The organism is Bacillus sp. A260, assembly GCF_009861435.1.
Taxonomy (GTDB): Bacteria; Bacillota; Bacilli; order Bacillales; family Bacillaceae_G; genus Bacillus_A; species Bacillus_A cereus.
The window spans coordinates 2,044,137-2,063,631 of the sequence record NZ_CP046398.1 but is presented as its reverse complement, the minus strand read 5'-3'; the positions used below and the strand labels follow the sequence as shown (position 1 = coordinate 2,063,631).

The window sequence follows — 19,495 nt, the reverse complement described above, 5'->3', positions numbered from 1 at the left end:
CACCACTCCTTTATCACATGATTGATTTTATTGTACAACTTATGACACCCTGAAAGAAGGAATTTTCTGTATTTTTATAAACTAAAAATACATCACTTCGTAAAAGTGATGTATTTTATCATTTATTTAAGGAAATATTTTTCAATATCATCTAACATAAGGTTCGCAGCTTTAATACCGCCTGCTGTATTCCAAATTACCTCATCTACTTGGAATACTTTATTATTTTTAGAAGCCTGTAGTTGCTTAAAGAGTGGATCTTCTGTCCATTCCTTCGCTAACGAATTTCCTTCATTATTCTTATCTGCATCTTTATCAGACGTGAAATAGAATAAGTAGTCTCCGTCCATATTTGGAATCTGCTCTTTTGTAATTCCTTTTATCGCAAAATCATCTTTATCTTGTAATGGTGGTCGTTTAAATCCAATATCATTTAAAACAACGCCCGAGAATGAGTTTTTTTGATAAATACGAACATCACCTGGCACGAAACGAATAATAGAAACTTTAGAATTCAATTTATCGCCCAACTTCTCTTTCATTCCTTCAATGCGTTTTTTATAATCATCAAGAGCTTTTTGCCCTTCTTTTTCTTTATTTACAGCTTTTGTATAAAGTGTAAAGTTTTCTTTCCAATCACCGCGTAATGTTTCTGCATAAACAGTTGGTGCGATTTCTTTTAGCTGATCATATATTTTTTCATGACGCATTTTATTTCCGATAATTAAATCTGGCTTAAGCTTCATTACAGCCTCTAAATTAATATCACGTTCAGTTCCTACAACTTCCGTGTTTTTTAACTCTTTCGCTAAATGAGGATACCATTCATCACCAGCACGTGGTTTCGTAGTCCCCACTGGCGTTACGCCCACAGCTAGGAGAGCCTCTGCGCCTTCATTTGTTAAAACAACAACTTTTTTAGGTGTACCATTTACTGTCGTTTCACCCATTGCATGCTTTACCGTATATGAATCTTTTGCTTTCGCTGATATATTATTTTCTTTTTTCTCTTCTTTACTACATCCTGCAATTACAACCATGAGTATCATAATGCAGAACATAATTAGTTTTTTAGTATGTATCATATGTCCTCCCTAGATGAAATCGATTATCATTAACATTTAAAGATTAATGTATCTTACATACATTGTCAATGTATATCAGAAAACTTTTTTAATATATACTATTTAGATTCTATCCGCTTTTCTAATGTTTCTTTTTAAAACATAGTGCATAAGTATGAAAAAAAATGTTGTTATTAAAATGCGTACCCTTGTTATACATAACAAGGATACGCATCCATATTGCACTATCATTTTAATTCCTAATATTGAGTATACTTAATATACGCTGAGTCATTATATACCCACTGATTTCCCCCAAGGTTTAACCAACCATTTTCATTTATATATACTAAATAAGATTCTGGAGAATTTAATTGGCGGATAACTGCAGATGTAGTTGATGGACCACTTCTTAAATTTACATTCATCCCTTGTATATATGCAACCCCAATTGGGCTTCCATCACTATTGCTTGTCTTTACAAAATTAATGTAAGAAGGATCATTATACACCCATTGTCCATTCCCCAAATCTAGCCATCCATTACTTTCTTGATATACAACGTAAGATTCTGGAGAATTTAATTGACGAATAACTGAGGAAGAAGTTGATGGACCATTTCTTAAATTTACATTTTTCCCAAGAACATAAGCGCTTCCCTTCGTTTGAGGTGTCGGTTGTGGATTTGGAGTTACTCCAAAAATAGCTGCTATTCCATTTGCATACGCTTGACTTAAATCTTCAATAAATTGTGGATTTTTTAATAAATTTGCATCAAAAGCTGTATCAATAAAAGCAGTCTCAGTTAAAATTGCATCCATTGCGGTTTCTCTTAATACCGCATAATTTTCTTTTTTTGCTCCTCGATCACGAAGACTATATTTTGTTAATACAGGATTGACAGCTGTATGCATTTTTTGTTGCTTTGCATATGCAGTGCTGCTATTGGATAACGCATTATAAATATAACTTTCAAAACCTGTACCCCCGCCGCTATTAATATGAAATGAAATAAAATAATCCGCACTGAAAGCATTAGCAATATTAGCACGTTCAGATAAAGAAATAAACACATCACTATCACGTGTCATTTTAATTGTAATTGGGTAATTTACCGTTAAAATGTCTCGAACGCGTCTAGCAATTTGAAGTGTTAAGTTTTTTTCTACTAAACCATTACCAACAGCACCAGAATCATATCCACCGTGCCCTGCGTCTATAACAAGTTTCATTTTATTGCCCCGCCCCTTTCTTGTAATATGTTTGCATTTCTACTCGTCCTATTTTATGTGAAATATACAAGTTCTGTTACAATTGCAAATAAAAAAACCGCCTTATGTAAGGCGGTTTCTATCATCTTGCTTTAACCAATTTAAAATAAATATATACGATTGATAGTGAACATAACGTATGCAAAATAAAATAAATAAAAGTGCTATTCCAACACCACTATAAAGTAAACCGAACTTTAAAAAAACATTTACAAGTGGTGGAAAGTTTATTAGATTTTGTAATGTACTAAGCATACAAAACATAATGAAAAAGACAGGGACGTATTGTAATTCATACGGCTTTTTTTTCTTAATCATTCTTTTCCGAATGATTATATGACATAATTCTGCTACTATAAAGCACCCTCCAATTAATACAAGACCAGAAGTCATCGTCATACATCCACCTGCCTTATATTTATTGTATCGCATAAATAATCATCGTTATATTTTCTTTACATACTCTTCATCTTCTGAAGTAAAACCAAAACTCTCTATGAAAGACTTCGCCTTTTCTGTTAATTTCTCTTGTAGCACTTTTATTTCTTTCACATTTCTTTGTTTCATCATTTCTTCAAATGTAAAATACGTATTTGTACCATAACCGTAACCTTGGTAATCAAAATGAATAATTAGCTGTGATAAAACAGCCCGTTCCTCTTGTACACTATAATCTATTACACCAATATATGTATCATCAACTTTCACACAGTACTGTACCTTTTTCTCACCTAAACTATGCGATTTAAACATTTCTTTAACAACGCTTTCATTTTCTACAGTAACTTTCTCAAACGTAATCATATGTTGTCCATCCTTTTACTATTATTGTATCAATAATACTTCCTATTTATGAAAAAAACCTTAAGACCGTATGCGATCTTAAGGTTTTTCTAATTAAACTAAGCTATACGCACGTTTTGTTTCTTCATGGAACTTATTCGTATCGTATTTATGCTCAACATAAATTTGGTGCCATACCATAAACGCAAGTACAGTCCAAATTTTACGGCTATAATCGCCTTTATCTGCACAATGTGCTTCCAGTAAGTTTAATACATACTGTTTGTCGATTAAATGCTCTGTCTTACTTTCGTTTATAATATTTATAGCCCAATCATGCATTTCGTCTTTTAACCAGTGACGAATTGGTACTGGGAATCCAAGTTTTTTACGATCTAATACGTGATCTGGAACGATTCCGCGTGCTGCTTCACGTAAAATAGCTTTCGTAGTTCCGTTAGCAATCTTAAATTCAGTTGGAATTTTAGATGCAACATCGAATACTTCTTTATCTAAGAACGGTACACGAAGTTCTAATGAGTTTGCCATTGTCATTTTATCAGCTTTTAATAAAATGTCACCGCGTAACCATGTGAACATGTCAATGTACTGCATTTTACTTACATCATCATAATCTTTAATCTCGTTATACAATGGTTTCGTGATATCCATATAGTTAACACTTTCATTGTAATACTTCATTAATTCAGCTTTTTCTTCTTCACGGAAGATTTTAGCATTTCCATAGTAACGCTCTTCAATTGGTGTACATCCACGCTCTAGGAAGCTCTTACCTTTAAATCCTTCTTTAAGAGCACCACTTAATGCTTTTAGAACGCTCTTACCTGGGCTAGGAATGTAAGAGAACATTTTTAGTGAATTTGGCTCACGGTAAATGTTATAACCACCAAATAGCTCGTCTGCGCCTTCACCAGAAAGAACAACTGTTACATGTTTACGTGCTTCTTTCGCAACGAAGTACAATGGTACAGCTGCTGGATCAGCTAAAGGATCATCCATATGCCAAATGATTTTTGGGAACTCATCCATAAATTCTTTCGCTGAAATGAATACGTTATGGTTTTTAACGCCTAATTTCTCAGCAGTTTCTTTCGCAACATCAACTTCACTGAAACCACGTTGCTCAAAACCAACAGAGAATGTTAAAAGATTTGGATTCATTTCTCTTGCGATAGAAGCGATGATAGATGAATCGATACCACCAGATAAGAATGAACCTACTGGTACATCACTACGCATATGCACTTTTACTGAATCATATAACACATCACGAATTGCTTGGATATGCTCCTCTTTCGTTGCACTTGAAGCGTTGAAATAAGGTTTCCAGTAGCGATGGATTTCCATCTCTTTACCGATTTCTTTTACGAAATAATGACCAGGCTCGATTTTATTAACATCAATTGTTAAAGTTTCTGGCTCTGGACCATATTGGTACGTAAAGTAATGTTGTAGTGACGTTGGATTAACGCCTTTATCTTCCATCACATGCATAATACTTTTCTTCTCAGATGCGAAGAATGTAGTATCACCTTGTTGTGCGATGTATAAAGGTTTAATACCGAAGTGGTCACGTGCACCGAAAAGTTTCTTTTCTTCACGATCCCAAATCATAAATGCAAACATACCACGAAGGTAATCTACACATTTTTCTTTCATATGTGCATACAATGCAATGATAACTTCTGTATCAGATTGCGTTGCAAACGTTGCACCTTTTTCAAGTAACATTTCACGTAATTCTACATAGTTGTAAATTTCACCATTAAAAATAATTACATATCGATCATTTTCATAAGTTAGCGGCTGATGTCCTGCCTCTAAGTCAATGATGCTTAAACGGCGGAAGCCAAATTGTACATGTTCATCACGAAAATATCCTTCGTCATCTGGACCACGGTGGAAAATCATCGTGTTCATATTTTCAAATTGATGTTTTTCTGTTTCTGAAAACTCTCTAGGGTTTTCACATAAACATCCTACAAAACCACACATACTTCTTACCCTCTTTCAGTTTTCATTCTGTCTCTATACTACTATATCAACCCTATTTATACTAGCATAATCAACTGAATATGGCGACCAAAAACTATAAAAAAATCACTCCATTTCACATTTTTAACAATTTTTTATGAAAACATGAAAACTAGGCACTCACCTTTCTCCGCTTTTGTCATATGATATTGCAAATTGATTTCTAGGAGGGAATACCATGAGTGAAGAAAAAAAAGATTCTTCTCGCCCACCGGTTCGTAATTACTTAAAGCAAATTGATGATTTCTTCGAGCAAACACCTCTTCGCAATGTAATCGCTGATTTAAATCATTTTTTCCAAAAAGGAAACCGTTTATTAACATTCCCTGTAGATTTATATGAAGTTGGTGAAGAACTCGTTGTTACAGCTGAACTACCAGGTATACAAAAAGAACAAATCCAAATTGAAATACAAAGTGAATACTTAAAAGTCTCTGTAAAAGAAGAGATACTTGAAGAGGAAGAAGAACAAACATCCCATAACTATTATCGCCGAGAACGTTCCATTTCAGAAGCATCAAGATTGATTAAATTGCCGTATTCAATTAATAAAAAAGCGGCAAAAGCTTCTTATCAAAACGGCGTATTAGAAATTCGGGCGCCGAAACTTCCCCAGCAACATGACATTTTATCGATAGACTAATGCAAAAAAATAAGGGTGCTATGCACCCTTATTTTTAACCCACTAATCGCTTCATATCACGTATAATGTCTTCGTATGGCGTATTACTAATGCCACTATACTTTTTCATTACTTTTCCGTTTTGATCAATTAAATAAAATGATGTACCATGCATGACCTGACCGTTCTCCGGCTTATCTACAAGTGATTGGAAATTATCTTTTGAAAACTTTGTAATATCTTCTAACGAATACCCCGTTAATAAATTCCAGTTACTAGTATCCTCTGTAAACTTTTGAATAAAAGCTTTCAGATTTTCTGGCTTATCAAGGTCTGGATCTACACTAAATGAAACAAACTGAACGTCTAATTTCTCTTCTTTTGCCATCTTTTGAAGCTTGGCCATATTTGCAGTCATTGGTGGACAAACTGTCTGACAATTTGTGAACATAAAATCTGCAACCCAAACTTTCCCTTTTAAATCTTTTGTACCAAATTGCTTTCCATCTTGATTTGTAAATTGGAAGGTTTCTAAATCCCAATTTAATGGTTTACGAAGCTTTGAACCTGATTCACTACATCCAGCAAGTACAAAGAGACAAAATACAACCATAAGACCAATTATTTTTTGATAACGCTTCATTTATAAACCTCTTTTCTCTATCCTAAATTTAAATAGGTTATGTTTATAATAACAAAAGTTAACACTACGAGAAAATTGTTTACTACATTTGTTCACGAAATCGTACGAATTTACGTATGTTACTTCTTTATTTCAAGCGAATTACTAGACAAAATATATTTTTTTACTATTATTTCTATAAATAAAAGTGATAAAACTAATTTTATTGTTACTTTTGTAAATACCTCTCCCTATTTTTTAACAATTCCTTAAACATTAATCCATGTTTTACACTGTATTCCTTAACAACATTTCGGTACAATACAAATACAACGATTTTAAATGAGGTGATGTTCATGGCAAAGCGCTATGAAAATATGGATAATGTTAGTACAAAAAAATCAATTCGCTCTTTTTTACGCTGGCGTAAAGAACGAAAGCAAAACAAAAAAGATTTTTCTTTCTTAGTAGAACAATCACCCGTTAAACAAAGTGCATTTTTGCAAAGTAATGTTGAAAAAACGACTATCACATGGATTGGGCATTCCACTTTTCTTATCCAAACGAATAGACTTAATATATTAACAGATCCAGTATGGGCTAATAAATTAAAGCTAGTTCCAAGACTTACAGAACCTGGACTCTCTATAGAAGCACTACCTAAAATTGATATTGTCCTTATTTCACATGGTCATTATGATCATTTAGATTTTCCAACTCTTCGTCAGTTGAATGATGATGTTCTATATCTTGTACCTATTGGATTAAAAAAATTATTTACTCGTAAGAAATTTAAACATGTAGAAGAGTATAAATGGTGGGAAAGTACGATAATTAACGCAGTTTCTTTTCACTTCGTACCTGCTCAGCACTGGACGAGAAGATTCTTATTTGATATGAATACGTCTCACTGGGGTGGATGGATTATTGATAATGAAACGACTATGGAAACCATATATTTTTGTGGTGACAGTGGCTATTTCCAAGGTTTCAAAGAAATTGGTGAACGCTTTTTAATTGATATTGCTCTTATGCCCATTGGCGCTTATGAACCAGAATGGTTTATGAAAGTATCTCATGTTTCACCTGAAGAGGCCGTGCAAGCTTATTTAGACTTAAACGCTACGCATTTTATACCAATGCATTACGGAGCTTTTGCACTCGCCGATGAAACACCTCGTGAAGCAATAACTAGACTTCGAAATAATTGGAATTTGCGCATGTTACCGTGGGAACAACTGCATGTACTCTTTTTAGGTCAAACTTTTATTTATAGTAACGCAACAAATAATAAGCAAATAAACGAAAAAATTGAAACTTTACATGTGTAACGTAATGACTGATTTTCTATATCCAACATATAATATAGAAAATCCTATAGTGAAAATTTAATTAGTGGGTTTTCTTCATCCCCACTGATTATTTGCCTTCACCAATCAAGCTTTTACGGGCAGCCCGCTACCTAACCTCTTTGCTCCAGCTAAATTTGAGGTAGAGAGTTTTACTGTCCGCAAATAGCGGGATAAAGGGTGTTTTCTATGAATGAATATTTACAGACTCGCTATATCATTAGCGGTAGTGCCTGTGTAGCTCTTCTTATTTCTTACTTTCTATTTACATAAAAAAGCTACTTGAAATATATTTTCAAGTAGCTTTTTTATTACTCTGCTAAATACATAAATCCGATTGCGCCCGGACCTGTATGAGTACTAATAATAGGCGTTGTATAGAAAATTTCTGATTGAGCAAATCCACTCACTTTTTCAACCGCCGCTTTCATACTTTCAGCTAAAGGAATTGCTTTCGCATGCGGAATTGCAACAGCTTTTACGACTTTTCCAGCCGTATCTTGCTCAAATAACTTAGCTAATGTTTTTACAATTTGGCCTTGGCTACGAACTTTCGTTACAGGATTATAAACACCGTCTTCAAGACTAGCAATTGGCTTTATATTAAGTAGCGAACCGATAAACGCTTTTCCTTTACCGATACGTCCACCCTTCACTAAGTTTTCTAATGTATCCACTACTACATATAAACGAGTATTCTTTCTTACTTCATCTACACGTTTTAAAATTTCTTCTAGTGAGCGTCCGTCATTTGCCATTTTTGCAGCTTCAATTACTTGATATGCTAAAGCATGTGTAATAAATTGAGAATCAACAACTGTTACTTTTGTATCAGTCATTGATGCAGCGCTATTTGCAGTTGCTACAGTACCGCTCATTCCACTTGTCATATGGATAGAAAGGACTTCGCTTCCATCTTCCCCTAGCTTGTCATACATTTCTACAAATGTACCCATAGCTGGTTGTGATGTTTTTGGTAATTCCTCTGATTTAATCATTTCTTCAATAAATTCGTCAGGTTGTAAATCAACGCGATCTAAATATGTTTGTCCATTTACAGAGATTGATAATGGTAAAACATGAATGTCATACTTTTCGATTACGTCTTGTGATAAATCTGCCGTTGAATCTGTTACAATTTTAATTTTTTGCATACTATACTTCTTCCCTTTCCAATACGCTCTCCTTGTTATTATACTAGTATTCCCATTGCTTTCAACAATTTGGAACGAAATTTCATCAAATTAATTATATTTTCATATCTAAAATGAAAAAGACAGAGTTTACTAACCCTGTCCGTACTTCGTATCATGCATTTTTTTCAAGGGTATTTGTTTTATATACATTTAAATAATCATTCCACTTCAAACAATTTTGTAAATATTCACGGAAAGAATACGAAAATCTTGGGTGTTTTTGTTTTTGAATTTTTGCAATAAATAATTGAAGACGAGACTGAATTAGAAACGATAATGGATGCTGTGCCTGTAGGACAGGGATTTCAAATATTTTAATGCAATCCCCTGTTGAATGAGTGAAATAAAAACTTTTCGTAATCACAATATCAATCCTCTTTTTCATTGGATTTTTGAACTTCCTCTACTTTGCGCTGTAACACGTTGTTTAAAGTGGAGTAAAATCAGACTTATATGATTTCTGTAGTCCTTATGGCTAGAAGATTTATACTCTATTCATCTCCACCTAATTCACCTTCCCGTTCTAAATATCTCTGAGACGGGAATCTCATTATCCATCAATTGTTTAATACATTTAGTATAAGCTTATAAAAGCGCAAAGTTTGTCTAAATTTTGGAGATTCTATAATTTTTTTCTTCTATATATTGTATACGTTTATAGCTATAGTATAACAAATAAATAAAAAAGTGCCTTTATAACGAGGCACTTTTCGACTGCATTTCTTCTCTTTTCTTTTTCCTCTTACTAACAACCTTTGATAACGCAATACTTACTTCATAAATACAAATAAGCGGCACTGCAACTAAACTATGAGATAAAAAGTCTGGCGGTGATATACAAGATGCAATGATAATTAATGCTACGTAAGCATACCTTCTTATTTTTATTAAAAATTCCGCCGTAAGTATTCCAATACTAGTTAAAAACATTACAACGACTGGCAATTCAAAAATCACAGCAAATGGAACTGTTAAATTAAGTACAAAATGAAAATACTTTTCTGTCGTAAACATCGTATTAAACATTTCATTACCTATCGTAGTTAAAAAGTGAAATAGAAACGGCATTACAATAAAGTATCCAAAACATAAACCTGCGATAAATAATATAGACAATACCGGTATATACATTATTGTCATCTTTTGTTCATTTGGATGTAAACCCGGTTTTACAAATAACCAAATTTGTATAGCAGCAAAAGGAATTGTACAAACGATAGCAAATACTGTAGCAATCGAGAAAAAAATCCACAATACATCACTTGGACCGAGAACAGTTAATTTCATTGGTAAATCTTTTACAAGCCAAAAATAAATATCCTTTGTAAAAGTAAATCCAATAATTAAAAATAGTACAAAGGATAACACCGTATATATTACTCTTTTTCGAAGCTCAACAATATGTTCTACTACGCTCATTTCCCGATTTTCCATCTCGTTCACCACACTTTATTTATCCATTACAAGGAAAATACACTACATTTTTTCTTTCTTTTCCTTTTCTTGAAATGCGTCATCTGTCAATTCTTTCGTTGATTTTTTAAACTCTTTTAACGTTTCCCCTAAAGCCTTCCCGATTTCCGGCAATTTTTTAGGTCCAAATAAAATGAGTACTGCTACTAAAATTAAAATTAACCCTGGAAAGCCAATATTTGAAAACATTTCCCCATCCCCTTTATTAGTAGTTTCCTTGTCCTACTATTACATAATTTTATTTTGTCAAAAAAGTTTGAAAACGTCAACAAATCCATTGTCTTTTGTCAAAAAAATTCAAAAATATAATCAATTATACAAATTTCATTTTCTATTGCTCTTGTGTATGATATGGTAAGGGAAATGACATATTATTTTATGATAGTAGAAAGGATTTGCATTATGACTGAAAAAATGACACGAATGACCCAATTTGTAAAAGAAGAAATTGCAAATGCAATTACACATGGTATCGGTGCCATTTTAAGCATCCCTGCCTTAATCATATTGATTATTCATGCTTCTAAGCACGGTACCGCATCAGCCGTAGTTGCATTTACTGTTTATGGTGTAAGTATGTTCTTACTGTACTTGTTTTCAACATTGCTACATAGCATTCATCATCCTAAAGTAGAAAAAATATTTACTATTTTAGATCATTCAGCCATTTACTTATTGATTGCTGGCACGTATACTCCTTTTCTACTTATTACACTTCGTGGCCCATTAGGATGGACGTTGCTTGCTATAATATGGACACTAGCAATCGGAGGTATCGTCTTCAAAATTTTCTTTGTACGTCGCTTTATAAAGGCTTCAACTTTATGTTACATCATTATGGGATGGCTCATAATCGTTGCTATTAAACCACTTTATGAAAATCTAACTGGACATGGTTTTTCACTACTTTTAGCAGGTGGAATTTTATATTCTGTTGGAGCTATATTCTTCCTTTGGGAAAAGCTACCTTTCAACCATGCCATATGGCACCTGTTCGTTTTAGGTGGTAGTGCGATGATGTTCTTCTGTGTACTCTTTTATGTCTTACCTACAGCATAATAAAAAAGGATTCAGCTTACGATAAGCTGAATCCTTTTTTATTACTTATGTAATTGTGAGGCAATAACTTCCTGTGTATGCTTCGTTAATTCTTTAATATCCATATTCGCATAATCTTCAGGTGTAATCGGCTTAGAAATTGTTACTGTTGCATGAGCTGGCTTCATACGATTTCCATTCGCTTCAAACATCTTATATGTACCATCTAATGTTACAGGTAAAATTGCTACACCTGACTTTACTGCCAGATGAAAACTACCAGCCTTAAACTCTCCAACTTCGCCACCCTTACTTCTCGTTCCTTCAGGGAAAATTACGATAGAATGTCCATTCTTTAATAGTTCAATTCCATCTTTAATCGCTTGAAGAGATTGACGACGATCGCTACGATCCATAAATACACAATTCATCAGTTCCATCCAAGTTGGTACAACTGGGAACTTTTTAATCTCTGCTTTTGAAACGAATCCAATTGGTTTATTTAAGTAACCTAGTAAAACAGGGATATCCATATTACTTTGGTGATTACTTACAACTAGTACTGGCTTGTCTTTCGGAACATTTTCAAGTCCTTTCACTTCTACTGCCCCTCCAGCTACACGTACCATTTTCTTACCAAACCAATTTGTCGTTTTATACACAGCATTGTCTTTTTCTTTTGGCGCCATCGTATTTACTTGTCTTTTAAGACGCCACATTCTCGGTGTAATCGCAATTACGATTAAAATTAAATAAAAGATTTTAAAAAACGTTTGAATCATACAGAACCCCCACCTATTATCATTCCGACCTTCATTATACTAGACAAACGAAGGAAAAAGAAGAAAAAAAGTCCAAACAGCAAGTGTTCGGACTTTTTAAGCATTCTATATTAGAAACGTTTTGCTAATTCACGAGCATTAGCAATTGCTGCTTCTTTAATTTCTTGTGCTTTTTCAGGGTTTGCATTCATACCTTCAACTGCAATATATTCAGTATCATTTACACCGACAAATCCTAATACAGTCTTTAAGTGATTGCGACCGAAGTCTACAGCTGCGTATGCTCCTTCAGAATATACGCCACCTGTTGCTTGAATGTGAAGCGCTTTTTTACCTTCTAATAAGCCGACTGGACCATTTTCAGTATATTTGAATGTTTTACCTGCGATTGCTACGTTATCTAAGTATGCTTTTACTACTGGTGGATAGCTAAAGTTCCACATTGGAGTTACGAATACATAACGATCTGCATTCATAAATGTTTCTAAGTTTGTGTTCATTGCTGCTACTTTTTGTTGTTGAACTTCAGTTAAAGCTTCAAAGCCTTCACCTGCTGCAAATTTACCCCAAGCAGCAAATACATCTGCATCAATTGCTGGTACTGTAGTGTTGAATAAATCAATTGTTACAACTTCGTCTTGTGGATGTTCGTTTTTATAAGCTTCGATGAAAGCTTCCCCTACTGCCATTCCGAAAGAACCTTCTGCTGAATTTGGATTTGCTGTGATAAATAGTACTTTTGTCATTGTATTCTCTCCCTTTTTTCTCTTTATCTTTAATTCAAGATTTATTTTTCAAAAGTTAATAACTTACCTTATGTAAGTATAATACAAAAAGTTTTAATCAATGTCAATAAAAAATAGCTACTTTTTTTTCGTAAGTTAATGATTTACTTTGTTTCCTTAAAATTTAGTATACGGATATTACAAACTCTTTCATATAAATAGGCTACCTCTACAACTTATAGAGATAGCCTACTATTACATATTATTTTTGAAATACATGTTTTACTTTTTCAGCTGGAATATTACTTCCGCCTCTACCTTTTACATCTTCAATCATCATTGTAATGACCATATCTGGGGAATTTAAATCAAATGCAGCGAACCAACCTAGTTCTTTTCCTTCGGCCTCTTTTGATACTTTTAATTCCGCTGTACCTGTTTTTCCAGCAAGAGTCATGCCATCAATTTTAGCAATTTTCCCTGTACCATCTGGATCATTAATTACTTTCGTCATTGCAGTTTTTAATATATCCTGATTTCCTTTAGAAATTACATTTTCTTTCCAAGCTTTTGGTTGTTTATCTGTTTTAATAATATACGGTGACGGAATCGTTCCATCATTTACAATTGGCGCATACGTTAAAGCTAAATGAAGAGGAGTCATTAATACTTGTCCTTGTCCATATCCCGTATCTGCCATTTGAATATCATTTTTAATGCCGTCATTTGCAATTTTAGAAGCAGGGAATCCATATTCAATTGGTAGTTTCTCATCGAATCCGAATTTTTTTGCTTCACTCATAAACTTGTCTTTTCCGATTTTCAAAGCTTCTTGTGCGAAGTAAATATTATCCGAGTATTTCATCGCCTTATCAAGATCAATCGGATTTGCATCTTTCACACGCGTTACATAGTAATTACCCCAAGAAGAATCTTTTGTCCATTTTAATCCTTCAATTTTCAACTCTTCTTTTGGATCAATCGTTTTCGTTTCAAGACCAATTGCAGCTGTAATAGGTTTAAATACAGAACCTGGTACCGACAATTGTGTAAAGCGATTTGTCATTGGTTTTTTCGGATCATTATTCCAAGCTTCGCGTTGTGCCTTCGATGTCCCTCGTGCAATTATATTAGGATCATATGCTGGACTACTTACTAGTGCAATTGTTTCTCCACTTTTCGGATTAATTGCTGCACTTGAACCAGCTTCACCCTTCATTTCATTATACGTTTTTTCTTGAACAGCACTATCAATAGTTAAAGTTACATTTTCTCCATCAACAGCATCTGTTTTTGCCAAGTTTTTAATTTCTTTTCCTTGCGCATCTTCTACAAAGACACGGCCACCTTTTTTACCGCGTAACTTTTCCTCTAATACTTGCTCTAAACCAGCTTTCCCAACTGGGTCATCAGCTTGATAGCCTTTCTTTTGTAGCGTTTTTAAATCTTCAGCATTTACCTTTCCAATATAACCAGTCAGATGAGCTGCCGCTTCCCCTAACGGATATGTACGAACATTTACAGGTTTTGTTGAAACACCTGGTAAATCAATGTACGTATTTTGTGTTGCCCCTTCAGGCAAAATTCCAATTGGTACGAGATACCCTGGTTTTACCCATTTAGCAGCTAATTTTTGATCAATTTCTTCTACAGACATATTTAATAACTTCGCTACTGTTTCTTTCGTTTGCGGAGCAGTATCGCCTAACTTTTCAGGAATCAATCCGATTTCAGAAGCTTTCCCATTCGTTGCAAGACCTTTTCCATTACGATCGTATATTTCACCACGTTTTGGCTGTGTTGTCTGCATACGCACTTTACTATCTTTCGTCATGCCTGGGAAAATAAAATCAGGAGTCCAATCTATTTTCCAAGATTCTTTATCTCCATCTTTTTCTTTCACCATTTTTGCTTCATGACCAAATGTAATTTTACCACCAACTGTATCCATGCTTACTTTAAAAGGAACAGGGCCTTCATCTTTTTTATCTTCTTTTACTTCCCCTGTTTCTACCTTTAAGTCTTTCACTTCGATACCAGAATAAATTTTTTCATATTTCTCAGTAAACTCTTTCTTTGAAATATCTTTTTTTGCATTTTTTGATAGTTGATCATACATATCTGCAAATTTTTGTTTATTCCACGCTTTTACATATGTATCAAACGCTTCTTGTGGTTTTTCTTCTTTACCACATCCAACTAACATGAATGTTAAGCAAAGAAAAAGAATCCCCCATATCTTTCTCAATCGATTCTCCTCCTCTTTCTATATTAGTACTTTTGAAAATTTTAGCATTTTTACATGCTACCTATCATTATAGCACTATCGAATCTCATCTATAAACTTATATTGGTGAATATAAATAAAAAGATTGATGCGAATTCTCACATCAATCTTTTTTATTATTGTTGTTTCTCATATACATGGTAATAATACGTATATGGGTTTTTTTCATCCGTTAAACCTTTTTCTACAAAAATCTCTTTCCAATTTGTCATATCTATTTCTGGGAAGAATGTATCTCCTTCAAATGCATGATGGATTTTTGTTATATATAACTTGTCTACATAAGGTAAAAAGAGATCGTAAATTTGCGCTCCACCAAAAATAAAAATCTCTTCTTCATTTTTACATAGTTCAAACACTTCTTCTACAGAATGAACAACTTCACAGCCTTCAACATGATACCCTTCATTACGAGTTACAATAATATTACGTCTTCCAGGCAGTGGTCTACCAATCGCTTCATAGTTCTTTCTTCCCATAATAAGCGGGTGACCCATCGTTGTTTTCTTCACGTATTGTAATTCACTCGGTAAACGCCAAGGTAAATTATTATCTTTACCAATTACTCTATTTTCGTCCATAGCGACCATAAATGAAACAATCATTTTTTCATCTCCTCTACAATTATACTGCAACCGGTGCTTTAATTGCTGGATGCGGATCGTATCCTTCAATCGTTAAATCTTCCATTTCAAAATCGAAAACAGATTTCACATCTGGATTTAATGTAAGTTTCGGGAATGGACGTGGTTCACGTGCCAATTGCTTTTCTACTTGTTCAAAATGATTTGTATAAATGTGTGCATCACCAATTGTATGAACAAATTCTCCCACTTCAAGTCCGCATTCATGTGCAATTAAATGTGTTAGTAGTGAGTAACTTGCAATGTTAAATGGAATTCCAAGGAATATGTCACCACTTCTTTGATATAACTGACAAGAAAGCTTTCCATCTGCTACATAAAACTGGAATAGCGTATGACAAGGCGGTAAGGCCATACTTGGTACATCTTCTGGATTCCAAGCAGAAACGATTAAACGACGTGAGTCTGGTGTTTTTTTAATCATTTCAATTACATCTTTTAATTGATCAAGTGTCTCACCAGCTGTCGTTTTCCAAGCACGCCACTGTTTACCGTAAACGTCTCCTAAATAACCATATTTATTTGAGAACTCATCATCTTCTAAAACGTTCTTTTTAAACAATTCCATTTGCTCGTCGTACTGTACTTTAAATTCTTCATCTTGTTGTGAGCGAAGACCAAAATCAGTCATGTCAGGACCAGTATACTCATCACTTTCTACCCAGCTCTTAAAAGCCCATTCATTCCAAATGTTATTATTATGCTGCAATAAATAGCGAATATTTGTATCACCTTTCATAAACCAAAGCAGTTCACTTGCTACAAGGCGAAACGGTACTCTCTTTGTTGTTAATAAAGGAAAACCTTTACTTAGATCAAAACGCATTTGATATCCAAATACAGATACAGTGCCTGTCCCTGTACGGTCTTCTTTCTTCGTACCATGTTCCATTACATGGCGGCATAAATTTAAGTATTCATTTTCAGCATGTTTCATATGTAGGAAAACCTTCTTTCAATCGTATATGCAATTTATCATAACATGAAAAATGATAAATTTAATAATCCTAATTAATAAAATTTCTTGTGCTAATTCTTACAAAATTATTAACTTTCCGAATATAAAAAGGTTTTCATTTTCTATTACCGAAAGTATAGTGCGGTAGAACAAAATTTATATTTGGAGGTTAGAAGTATGTCTAAAATTGAAACGCCTGTTATGACTTCTTTACAAACAACGGTTGAAAAAATGATGAAGGATTTAAATGTTCCTGGTGCTGCTGTCGCTGTTATAAAAGACGGTGAAGTTATTATTTCAGAAGGTTTTGGCTATCGTAATATAGAAACAAAAGAGGCTGTTACACCGAATACTCGATTCGCAATCGGTTCCTCAACGAAAGCATTTGGCACACTTTCATTAAGCTTGTTAGCACAGCAAAAAAAGTTTAATTGGGATACCCCTATCCAGTCTTATATACCTAACTTTACTTTATCTGAACTACTTGCTAGCTCACAAGTTACAGGACGGGATTTAGCTTCTCATCGAACTGGAGTGAGTCGTCATGAGGCTCTTTGGTACAGTTCTTCCTTATCTCGAAAAGATCTCGTTGAAAAAATAAAACATTTACCACTTGATGCACCGTTCCGGACTGCATTTCTATATAACAACTTAATGTATGCAACAATTAGCTACATTGTTGAAAACATTACAAATCAAACGTGGGAGCAGTACACTACAGAACATATTTTAGAACCTTTAAATATGAGACATACAAACTTCTCTGTTAACGATTCACAAACTACAGATGATTATGCTTTACCTTACATTGAAAATGACGGTGAAATAAAAGCAGTTCCATTCCGTAACATCGATACAGTTGGCGCTGCTGGGTGTATTAATTCCACAATTGAAGATATGGCACATTGGGTACTTCTCCACTTAAATGAAGGAAAATTTGGAGATCATGAATTAATCTCCTCTGAATTATTACAACAAATGTATACACCACACAATTCAATTCCAGACCAACCGGTTTTATCACTCCCTGAATCTCCATTAAATAGTTACGGTCTTGGTTGGTTTATTAGCGCTTATCGTGGTAAAAAAGTGATTCATCATGGCGGTAATATCGATGGATTTTCAGCGCTTGTTTCATTCATACCAACAGAAAACATAGGCCTTGTCATTTTAACGAATGCTGGAGGAACATTACTTCCTACTTATCTCGCTAATCAAATTTATGACGAACTACTTGAATTAGAATCCATTGATTGGCATAAACGTGCTGTAGAAGATACTAAAAAAATGAAGGAAATGATGAAAGAAGCAACTGAATCCCTCCCTGAACAAATTAAAGGGACTACACCTTCGCACAAGTTAGAGGATTATACTGGTACTTTTGAACATCCTGCATACGGAACATTACAAGTATACAAACGAGATGATTCGTTATATGCACAATTTATGGAAATGGATATTCAATTAGGGCATCATCATTACGACATCTTCTCTGCAAAAGTTGACTTATTCCAAATGAAAATGAGCTTATTATTCGCTTATGAAATGAATGTAAGTGGTGAATTCCCATCCCTTCAGTTACATGTACCAGCTACATTAAGTACTCAGCCGCTTACATTTAAGAAAATTAAATAAGTATTTTGATGGTAAAAAATAAAGGTAGGTGCGAATCACACCTACCTTTTCTATTTCATATCAATCTTATCTGGTTGAAACCAAATTGGCTTCGATAACTCAAAGTTATTATGATCCTCTAAAACTATAGTAAGACGCTCTAACATATCCTCTAACATATGCGGTGCTGCTCGTAATGTCCAGACAACTGAGGAGAAAACTGTCATGCCAACGTACACTGTGTATAATTTCCAGAACTCCTCTGGTATTTTCCTATTAAAGTATCCTTCTATTTGTCCGATTGAATACGGAATACTAATGTCCCTTGCAAACAGTGCAATTTTCACAAAATCATGAAGTGGGTCGCCCCAGTCGTAGCCATTAAAATCAACAACACCTACATATTTTCCATCCCGTACAATTATATTTTCTAAATGAAAATCATCGTGTTGAAATCGATTTGGGCGGTTCTTTAAAGATATTTCATTTTCTTCAATAAACTTTATGATTTTATCATCATTTTTTATGTTTATTCCACATGTTTTATATGCCTCTAAATATTTACTATGTTTTTTCATTGCTCTTTCATACCATGGAAGTATATTATTAGGAGCTTCATATGTATGCATTTTTGCTAAATCTTTTCCTGCCTCTATACCAATATCATATTGTTCTTTTGGTGAATACGTAGGCAATAGCTTCTTCGCATCCTCCCCTTCTAAATATGAAAAAATGCCATAGCATAAACCTTCTTCTGCCAACAAACCCATTTCAATTGGTTTTTGTGCTTGCACACTACGATTTTGCATTTCATTTAAAATTTGAAACTCTATTTTCTTTCTTTCATACTCTTTTATATCGCCTGTCCGCAATAAATATTTTTCATTATTCGTACTCGTAATTATATATTTCTTATCAGGCGAAAAACCTTTAGAAATTTCTTTAATATCCACTGCATCTTTTACTATTTGTATATTATTTTGCCATGCTGTAATTATCTTCATATCTATTC

General features: G+C 33.8%; 20 protein-coding genes. 4 read left to right on the top strand and 16 right to left on the bottom strand.

Annotated elements, in window-relative coordinates; all coding sequences use genetic code 11:
• Window positions 1–122: 122 nt before the first annotated feature.
• The 5 genes from GD442_RS10560 to asnB all read right to left on the bottom strand — a co-directional run bounded on the left by GD442_RS10560 (window position 123) and on the right by asnB (window position 5,134).
• Window positions 123–1,085 (bottom strand): ABC transporter substrate-binding protein, encoded by a 963-nt coding sequence (locus tag GD442_RS10560; protein WP_000581989.1) that lies wholly within the window; start codon window positions 1,083–1,085, stop codon window positions 123–125.
• Window positions 1,086–1,324: 239 nt separating this feature from the next.
• Window positions 1,325–2,296, bottom strand: coding sequence for an N-acetylmuramoyl-L-alanine amidase (locus GD442_RS10555; RefSeq protein WP_000779896.1), 972 nt, complete (start codon window positions 2,294–2,296; stop codon window positions 1,325–1,327).
• Between the two features lie 102 nt (window positions 2,297–2,398).
• On the bottom strand, window positions 2,399–2,728 hold the full coding sequence (locus tag GD442_RS10550; protein ID WP_000200455.1) for a hypothetical protein: 330 nt from the start codon (window positions 2,726–2,728) through the stop codon (window positions 2,399–2,401).
• 51 nt (window positions 2,729–2,779) lie between these two features.
• Window positions 2,780–3,139, bottom strand: a complete 360-nt coding sequence (locus GD442_RS10545) for a GNAT family N-acetyltransferase (RefSeq protein ID WP_000627523.1) — start codon at window positions 3,137–3,139, stop codon at window positions 2,780–2,782.
• A 93-nt stretch (window positions 3,140–3,232) separates the two neighbouring features.
• On the bottom strand, window positions 3,233–5,134 hold the full coding sequence (gene asnB / locus GD442_RS10540; RefSeq protein WP_000333816.1) for an asparagine synthase (glutamine-hydrolyzing): 1,902 nt from the start codon (window positions 5,132–5,134) through the stop codon (window positions 3,233–3,235).
• 217 nt (window positions 5,135–5,351) lie between these two features.
• Between asnB and GD442_RS10535 the strand changes: the two genes are divergently transcribed.
• The gene (locus GD442_RS10535) at window positions 5,352–5,816 is read left to right on the top strand and encodes an Hsp20/alpha crystallin family protein (RefSeq protein ID WP_001288085.1); all 465 of its coding nucleotides are present in this window, start codon (window positions 5,352–5,354) and stop codon (window positions 5,814–5,816) included.
• A gap of 34 nt (window positions 5,817–5,850) precedes the next feature.
• Here GD442_RS10535 and GD442_RS10530 read toward each other — a convergent pair whose 3' ends face one another.
• Complete coding sequence (locus GD442_RS10530) at window positions 5,851–6,438, bottom strand: SCO family protein (RefSeq protein WP_000833335.1); 588 nt, start codon at window positions 6,436–6,438, stop codon at window positions 5,851–5,853.
• 335 nt (window positions 6,439–6,773) lie between these two features.
• Here GD442_RS10530 and GD442_RS10525 point away from each other — a divergent pair, with 335 nt between their 5' ends.
• Complete coding sequence (locus GD442_RS10525; protein WP_159365095.1) at window positions 6,774–7,748, top strand: MBL fold metallo-hydrolase; 975 nt, start codon at window positions 6,774–6,776, stop codon at window positions 7,746–7,748.
• Between the two features lie 329 nt (window positions 7,749–8,077).
• Here the strand turns inward: GD442_RS10525 and GD442_RS10520 are convergent, their stop codons facing one another.
• From GD442_RS10520 to GD442_RS10505, 4 genes are all read right to left on the bottom strand, one after another.
• Window positions 8,078–8,920 (bottom strand): DegV family protein, encoded by an 843-nt coding sequence (locus GD442_RS10520; protein WP_001169470.1) that lies wholly within the window; start codon window positions 8,918–8,920, stop codon window positions 8,078–8,080.
• A 154-nt stretch (window positions 8,921–9,074) separates the two neighbouring features.
• Window positions 9,075–9,326: a DUF2535 family protein gene (locus GD442_RS10515; protein WP_000629012.1), complete on the bottom strand. Its 252-nt coding sequence runs from the start codon at window positions 9,324–9,326 to the stop codon at window positions 9,075–9,077.
• 329 nt (window positions 9,327–9,655) lie between these two features.
• Window positions 9,656–10,396 carry a twin-arginine translocase subunit TatC gene (gene tatC / locus GD442_RS10510; protein ID WP_000431523.1) on the bottom strand — a complete coding sequence of 247 codons (741 nt, stop codon included), beginning with the start codon at window positions 10,394–10,396 and terminating at the stop codon, window positions 9,656–9,658.
• Window positions 10,397–10,438: 42 nt separating this feature from the next.
• The gene (locus GD442_RS10505) at window positions 10,439–10,624 is read right to left on the bottom strand and encodes a twin-arginine translocase TatA/TatE family subunit (RefSeq protein ID WP_000492443.1); all 186 of its coding nucleotides are present in this window, start codon (window positions 10,622–10,624) and stop codon (window positions 10,439–10,441) included.
• Between the two features lie 213 nt (window positions 10,625–10,837).
• Here GD442_RS10505 and trhA point away from each other — a divergent pair, with 213 nt between their 5' ends.
• Window positions 10,838–11,494: a PAQR family membrane homeostasis protein TrhA gene (gene trhA, locus GD442_RS10500; protein ID WP_000136889.1), complete on the top strand. Its 657-nt coding sequence runs from the start codon at window positions 10,838–10,840 to the stop codon at window positions 11,492–11,494.
• A 41-nt stretch (window positions 11,495–11,535) separates the two neighbouring features.
• On the opposite strand, the gene GD442_RS10495 is transcribed toward trhA, so the two are convergent.
• The 5 genes from GD442_RS10495 to GD442_RS10475 all read right to left on the bottom strand — a co-directional run bounded on the left by GD442_RS10495 (window position 11,536) and on the right by GD442_RS10475 (window position 16,848).
• A complete protein-coding gene (locus GD442_RS10495) occupies window positions 11,536–12,255 on the bottom strand; it encodes a lysophospholipid acyltransferase family protein (RefSeq protein ID WP_000616577.1) in 720 nt (239 codons plus the stop codon).
• Window positions 12,256–12,365: 110 nt separating this feature from the next.
• Window positions 12,366–13,001 carry an FMN-dependent NADH-azoreductase gene (locus GD442_RS10490; RefSeq protein ID WP_000170025.1) on the bottom strand — a complete coding sequence of 212 codons (636 nt, stop codon included), beginning with the start codon at window positions 12,999–13,001 and terminating at the stop codon, window positions 12,366–12,368.
• A 241-nt stretch (window positions 13,002–13,242) separates the two neighbouring features.
• The gene (pbpC, locus tag GD442_RS10485) at window positions 13,243–15,228 is read right to left on the bottom strand and encodes a penicillin-binding protein 3 (protein ID WP_001227243.1); all 1,986 of its coding nucleotides are present in this window, start codon (window positions 15,226–15,228) and stop codon (window positions 13,243–13,245) included.
• A gap of 155 nt (window positions 15,229–15,383) precedes the next feature.
• Window positions 15,384–15,872: a dihydrofolate reductase gene (locus GD442_RS10480; protein WP_000637205.1), complete on the bottom strand. Its 489-nt coding sequence runs from the start codon at window positions 15,870–15,872 to the stop codon at window positions 15,384–15,386.
• Window positions 15,873–15,891: 19 nt separating this feature from the next.
• A complete protein-coding gene (locus GD442_RS10475) occupies window positions 15,892–16,848 on the bottom strand; it encodes a thymidylate synthase (RefSeq protein WP_000679609.1) in 957 nt (318 codons plus the stop codon).
• Between the two features lie 198 nt (window positions 16,849–17,046).
• Here GD442_RS10475 and GD442_RS10470 point away from each other — a divergent pair, with 198 nt between their 5' ends.
• Entirely contained in the window at window positions 17,047–18,504 is a 1,458-nt protein-coding gene (locus tag GD442_RS10470) for a serine hydrolase (RefSeq protein WP_000034343.1), read from the top strand.
• Window positions 18,505–18,554: 50 nt separating this feature from the next.
• On the opposite strand, the gene GD442_RS10465 is transcribed toward GD442_RS10470, so the two are convergent.
• Window positions 18,555–19,487, bottom strand: coding sequence for an aminoglycoside phosphotransferase family protein (locus GD442_RS10465; protein WP_000692085.1), 933 nt, complete (start codon window positions 19,485–19,487; stop codon window positions 18,555–18,557).
• Window positions 19,488–19,495: the final 8 nt, after the last annotated feature.

Bases quoted from the DNA above. Each gene is read 5' to 3' on its own strand.
- GD442_RS10495 (WP_000616577.1), bottom strand. From the start codon at position 12,255: ATGATTCAAACGTTTTTTAAAATCTTTTATTTAATTTTAATCGTAATT.
- GD442_RS10465 (WP_000692085.1), bottom strand. From the start codon at position 19,487: ATGAAGATAATTACAGCATGGCAAAATAATATACAAATAGTAAAAGAT.
- GD442_RS10555 (WP_000779896.1), bottom strand. From the start codon at position 2,296: ATGAAACTTGTTATAGACGCAGGGCACGGTGGATATGATTCTGGTGCT.
- GD442_RS10520 (WP_001169470.1), bottom strand. From the start codon at position 8,920: ATGCAAAAAATTAAAATTGTAACAGATTCAACGGCAGATTTATCACAA.
- GD442_RS10475 (WP_000679609.1), bottom strand. From the start codon at position 16,848: ATGAAACATGCTGAAAATGAATACTTAAATTTATGCCGCCATGTAATG.
- GD442_RS10545 (WP_000627523.1), bottom strand. From the start codon at position 3,139: ATGATTACGTTTGAGAAAGTTACTGTAGAAAATGAAAGCGTTGTTAAA.
- asnB (WP_000333816.1), bottom strand. From the start codon at position 5,134: ATGTGTGGTTTTGTAGGATGTTTATGTGAAAACCCTAGAGAGTTTTCA.
- GD442_RS10560 (WP_000581989.1), bottom strand. From the start codon at position 1,085: ATGATACATACTAAAAAACTAATTATGTTCTGCATTATGATACTCATG.
- tatC (WP_000431523.1), bottom strand. From the start codon at position 10,396: ATGGAAAATCGGGAAATGAGCGTAGTAGAACATATTGTTGAGCTTCGA.
- GD442_RS10470 (WP_000034343.1), top strand. From the start codon at position 17,047: ATGTCTAAAATTGAAACGCCTGTTATGACTTCTTTACAAACAACGGTT.
- GD442_RS10505 (WP_000492443.1), bottom strand. From the start codon at position 10,624: ATGTTTTCAAATATTGGCTTTCCAGGGTTAATTTTAATTTTAGTAGCA.
- GD442_RS10480 (WP_000637205.1), bottom strand. From the start codon at position 15,872: ATGATTGTTTCATTTATGGTCGCTATGGACGAAAATAGAGTAATTGGT.
- GD442_RS10530 (WP_000833335.1), bottom strand. From the start codon at position 6,438: ATGAAGCGTTATCAAAAAATAATTGGTCTTATGGTTGTATTTTGTCTC.
- GD442_RS10535 (WP_001288085.1), top strand. From the start codon at position 5,352: ATGAGTGAAGAAAAAAAAGATTCTTCTCGCCCACCGGTTCGTAATTAC.
- GD442_RS10550 (WP_000200455.1), bottom strand. From the start codon at position 2,728: ATGACTTCTGGTCTTGTATTAATTGGAGGGTGCTTTATAGTAGCAGAA.
- GD442_RS10490 (WP_000170025.1), bottom strand. From the start codon at position 13,001: ATGACAAAAGTACTATTTATCACAGCAAATCCAAATTCAGCAGAAGGT.
- GD442_RS10525 (WP_159365095.1), top strand. From the start codon at position 6,774: ATGGCAAAGCGCTATGAAAATATGGATAATGTTAGTACAAAAAAATCA.
- trhA (WP_000136889.1), top strand. From the start codon at position 10,838: ATGACTGAAAAAATGACACGAATGACCCAATTTGTAAAAGAAGAAATT.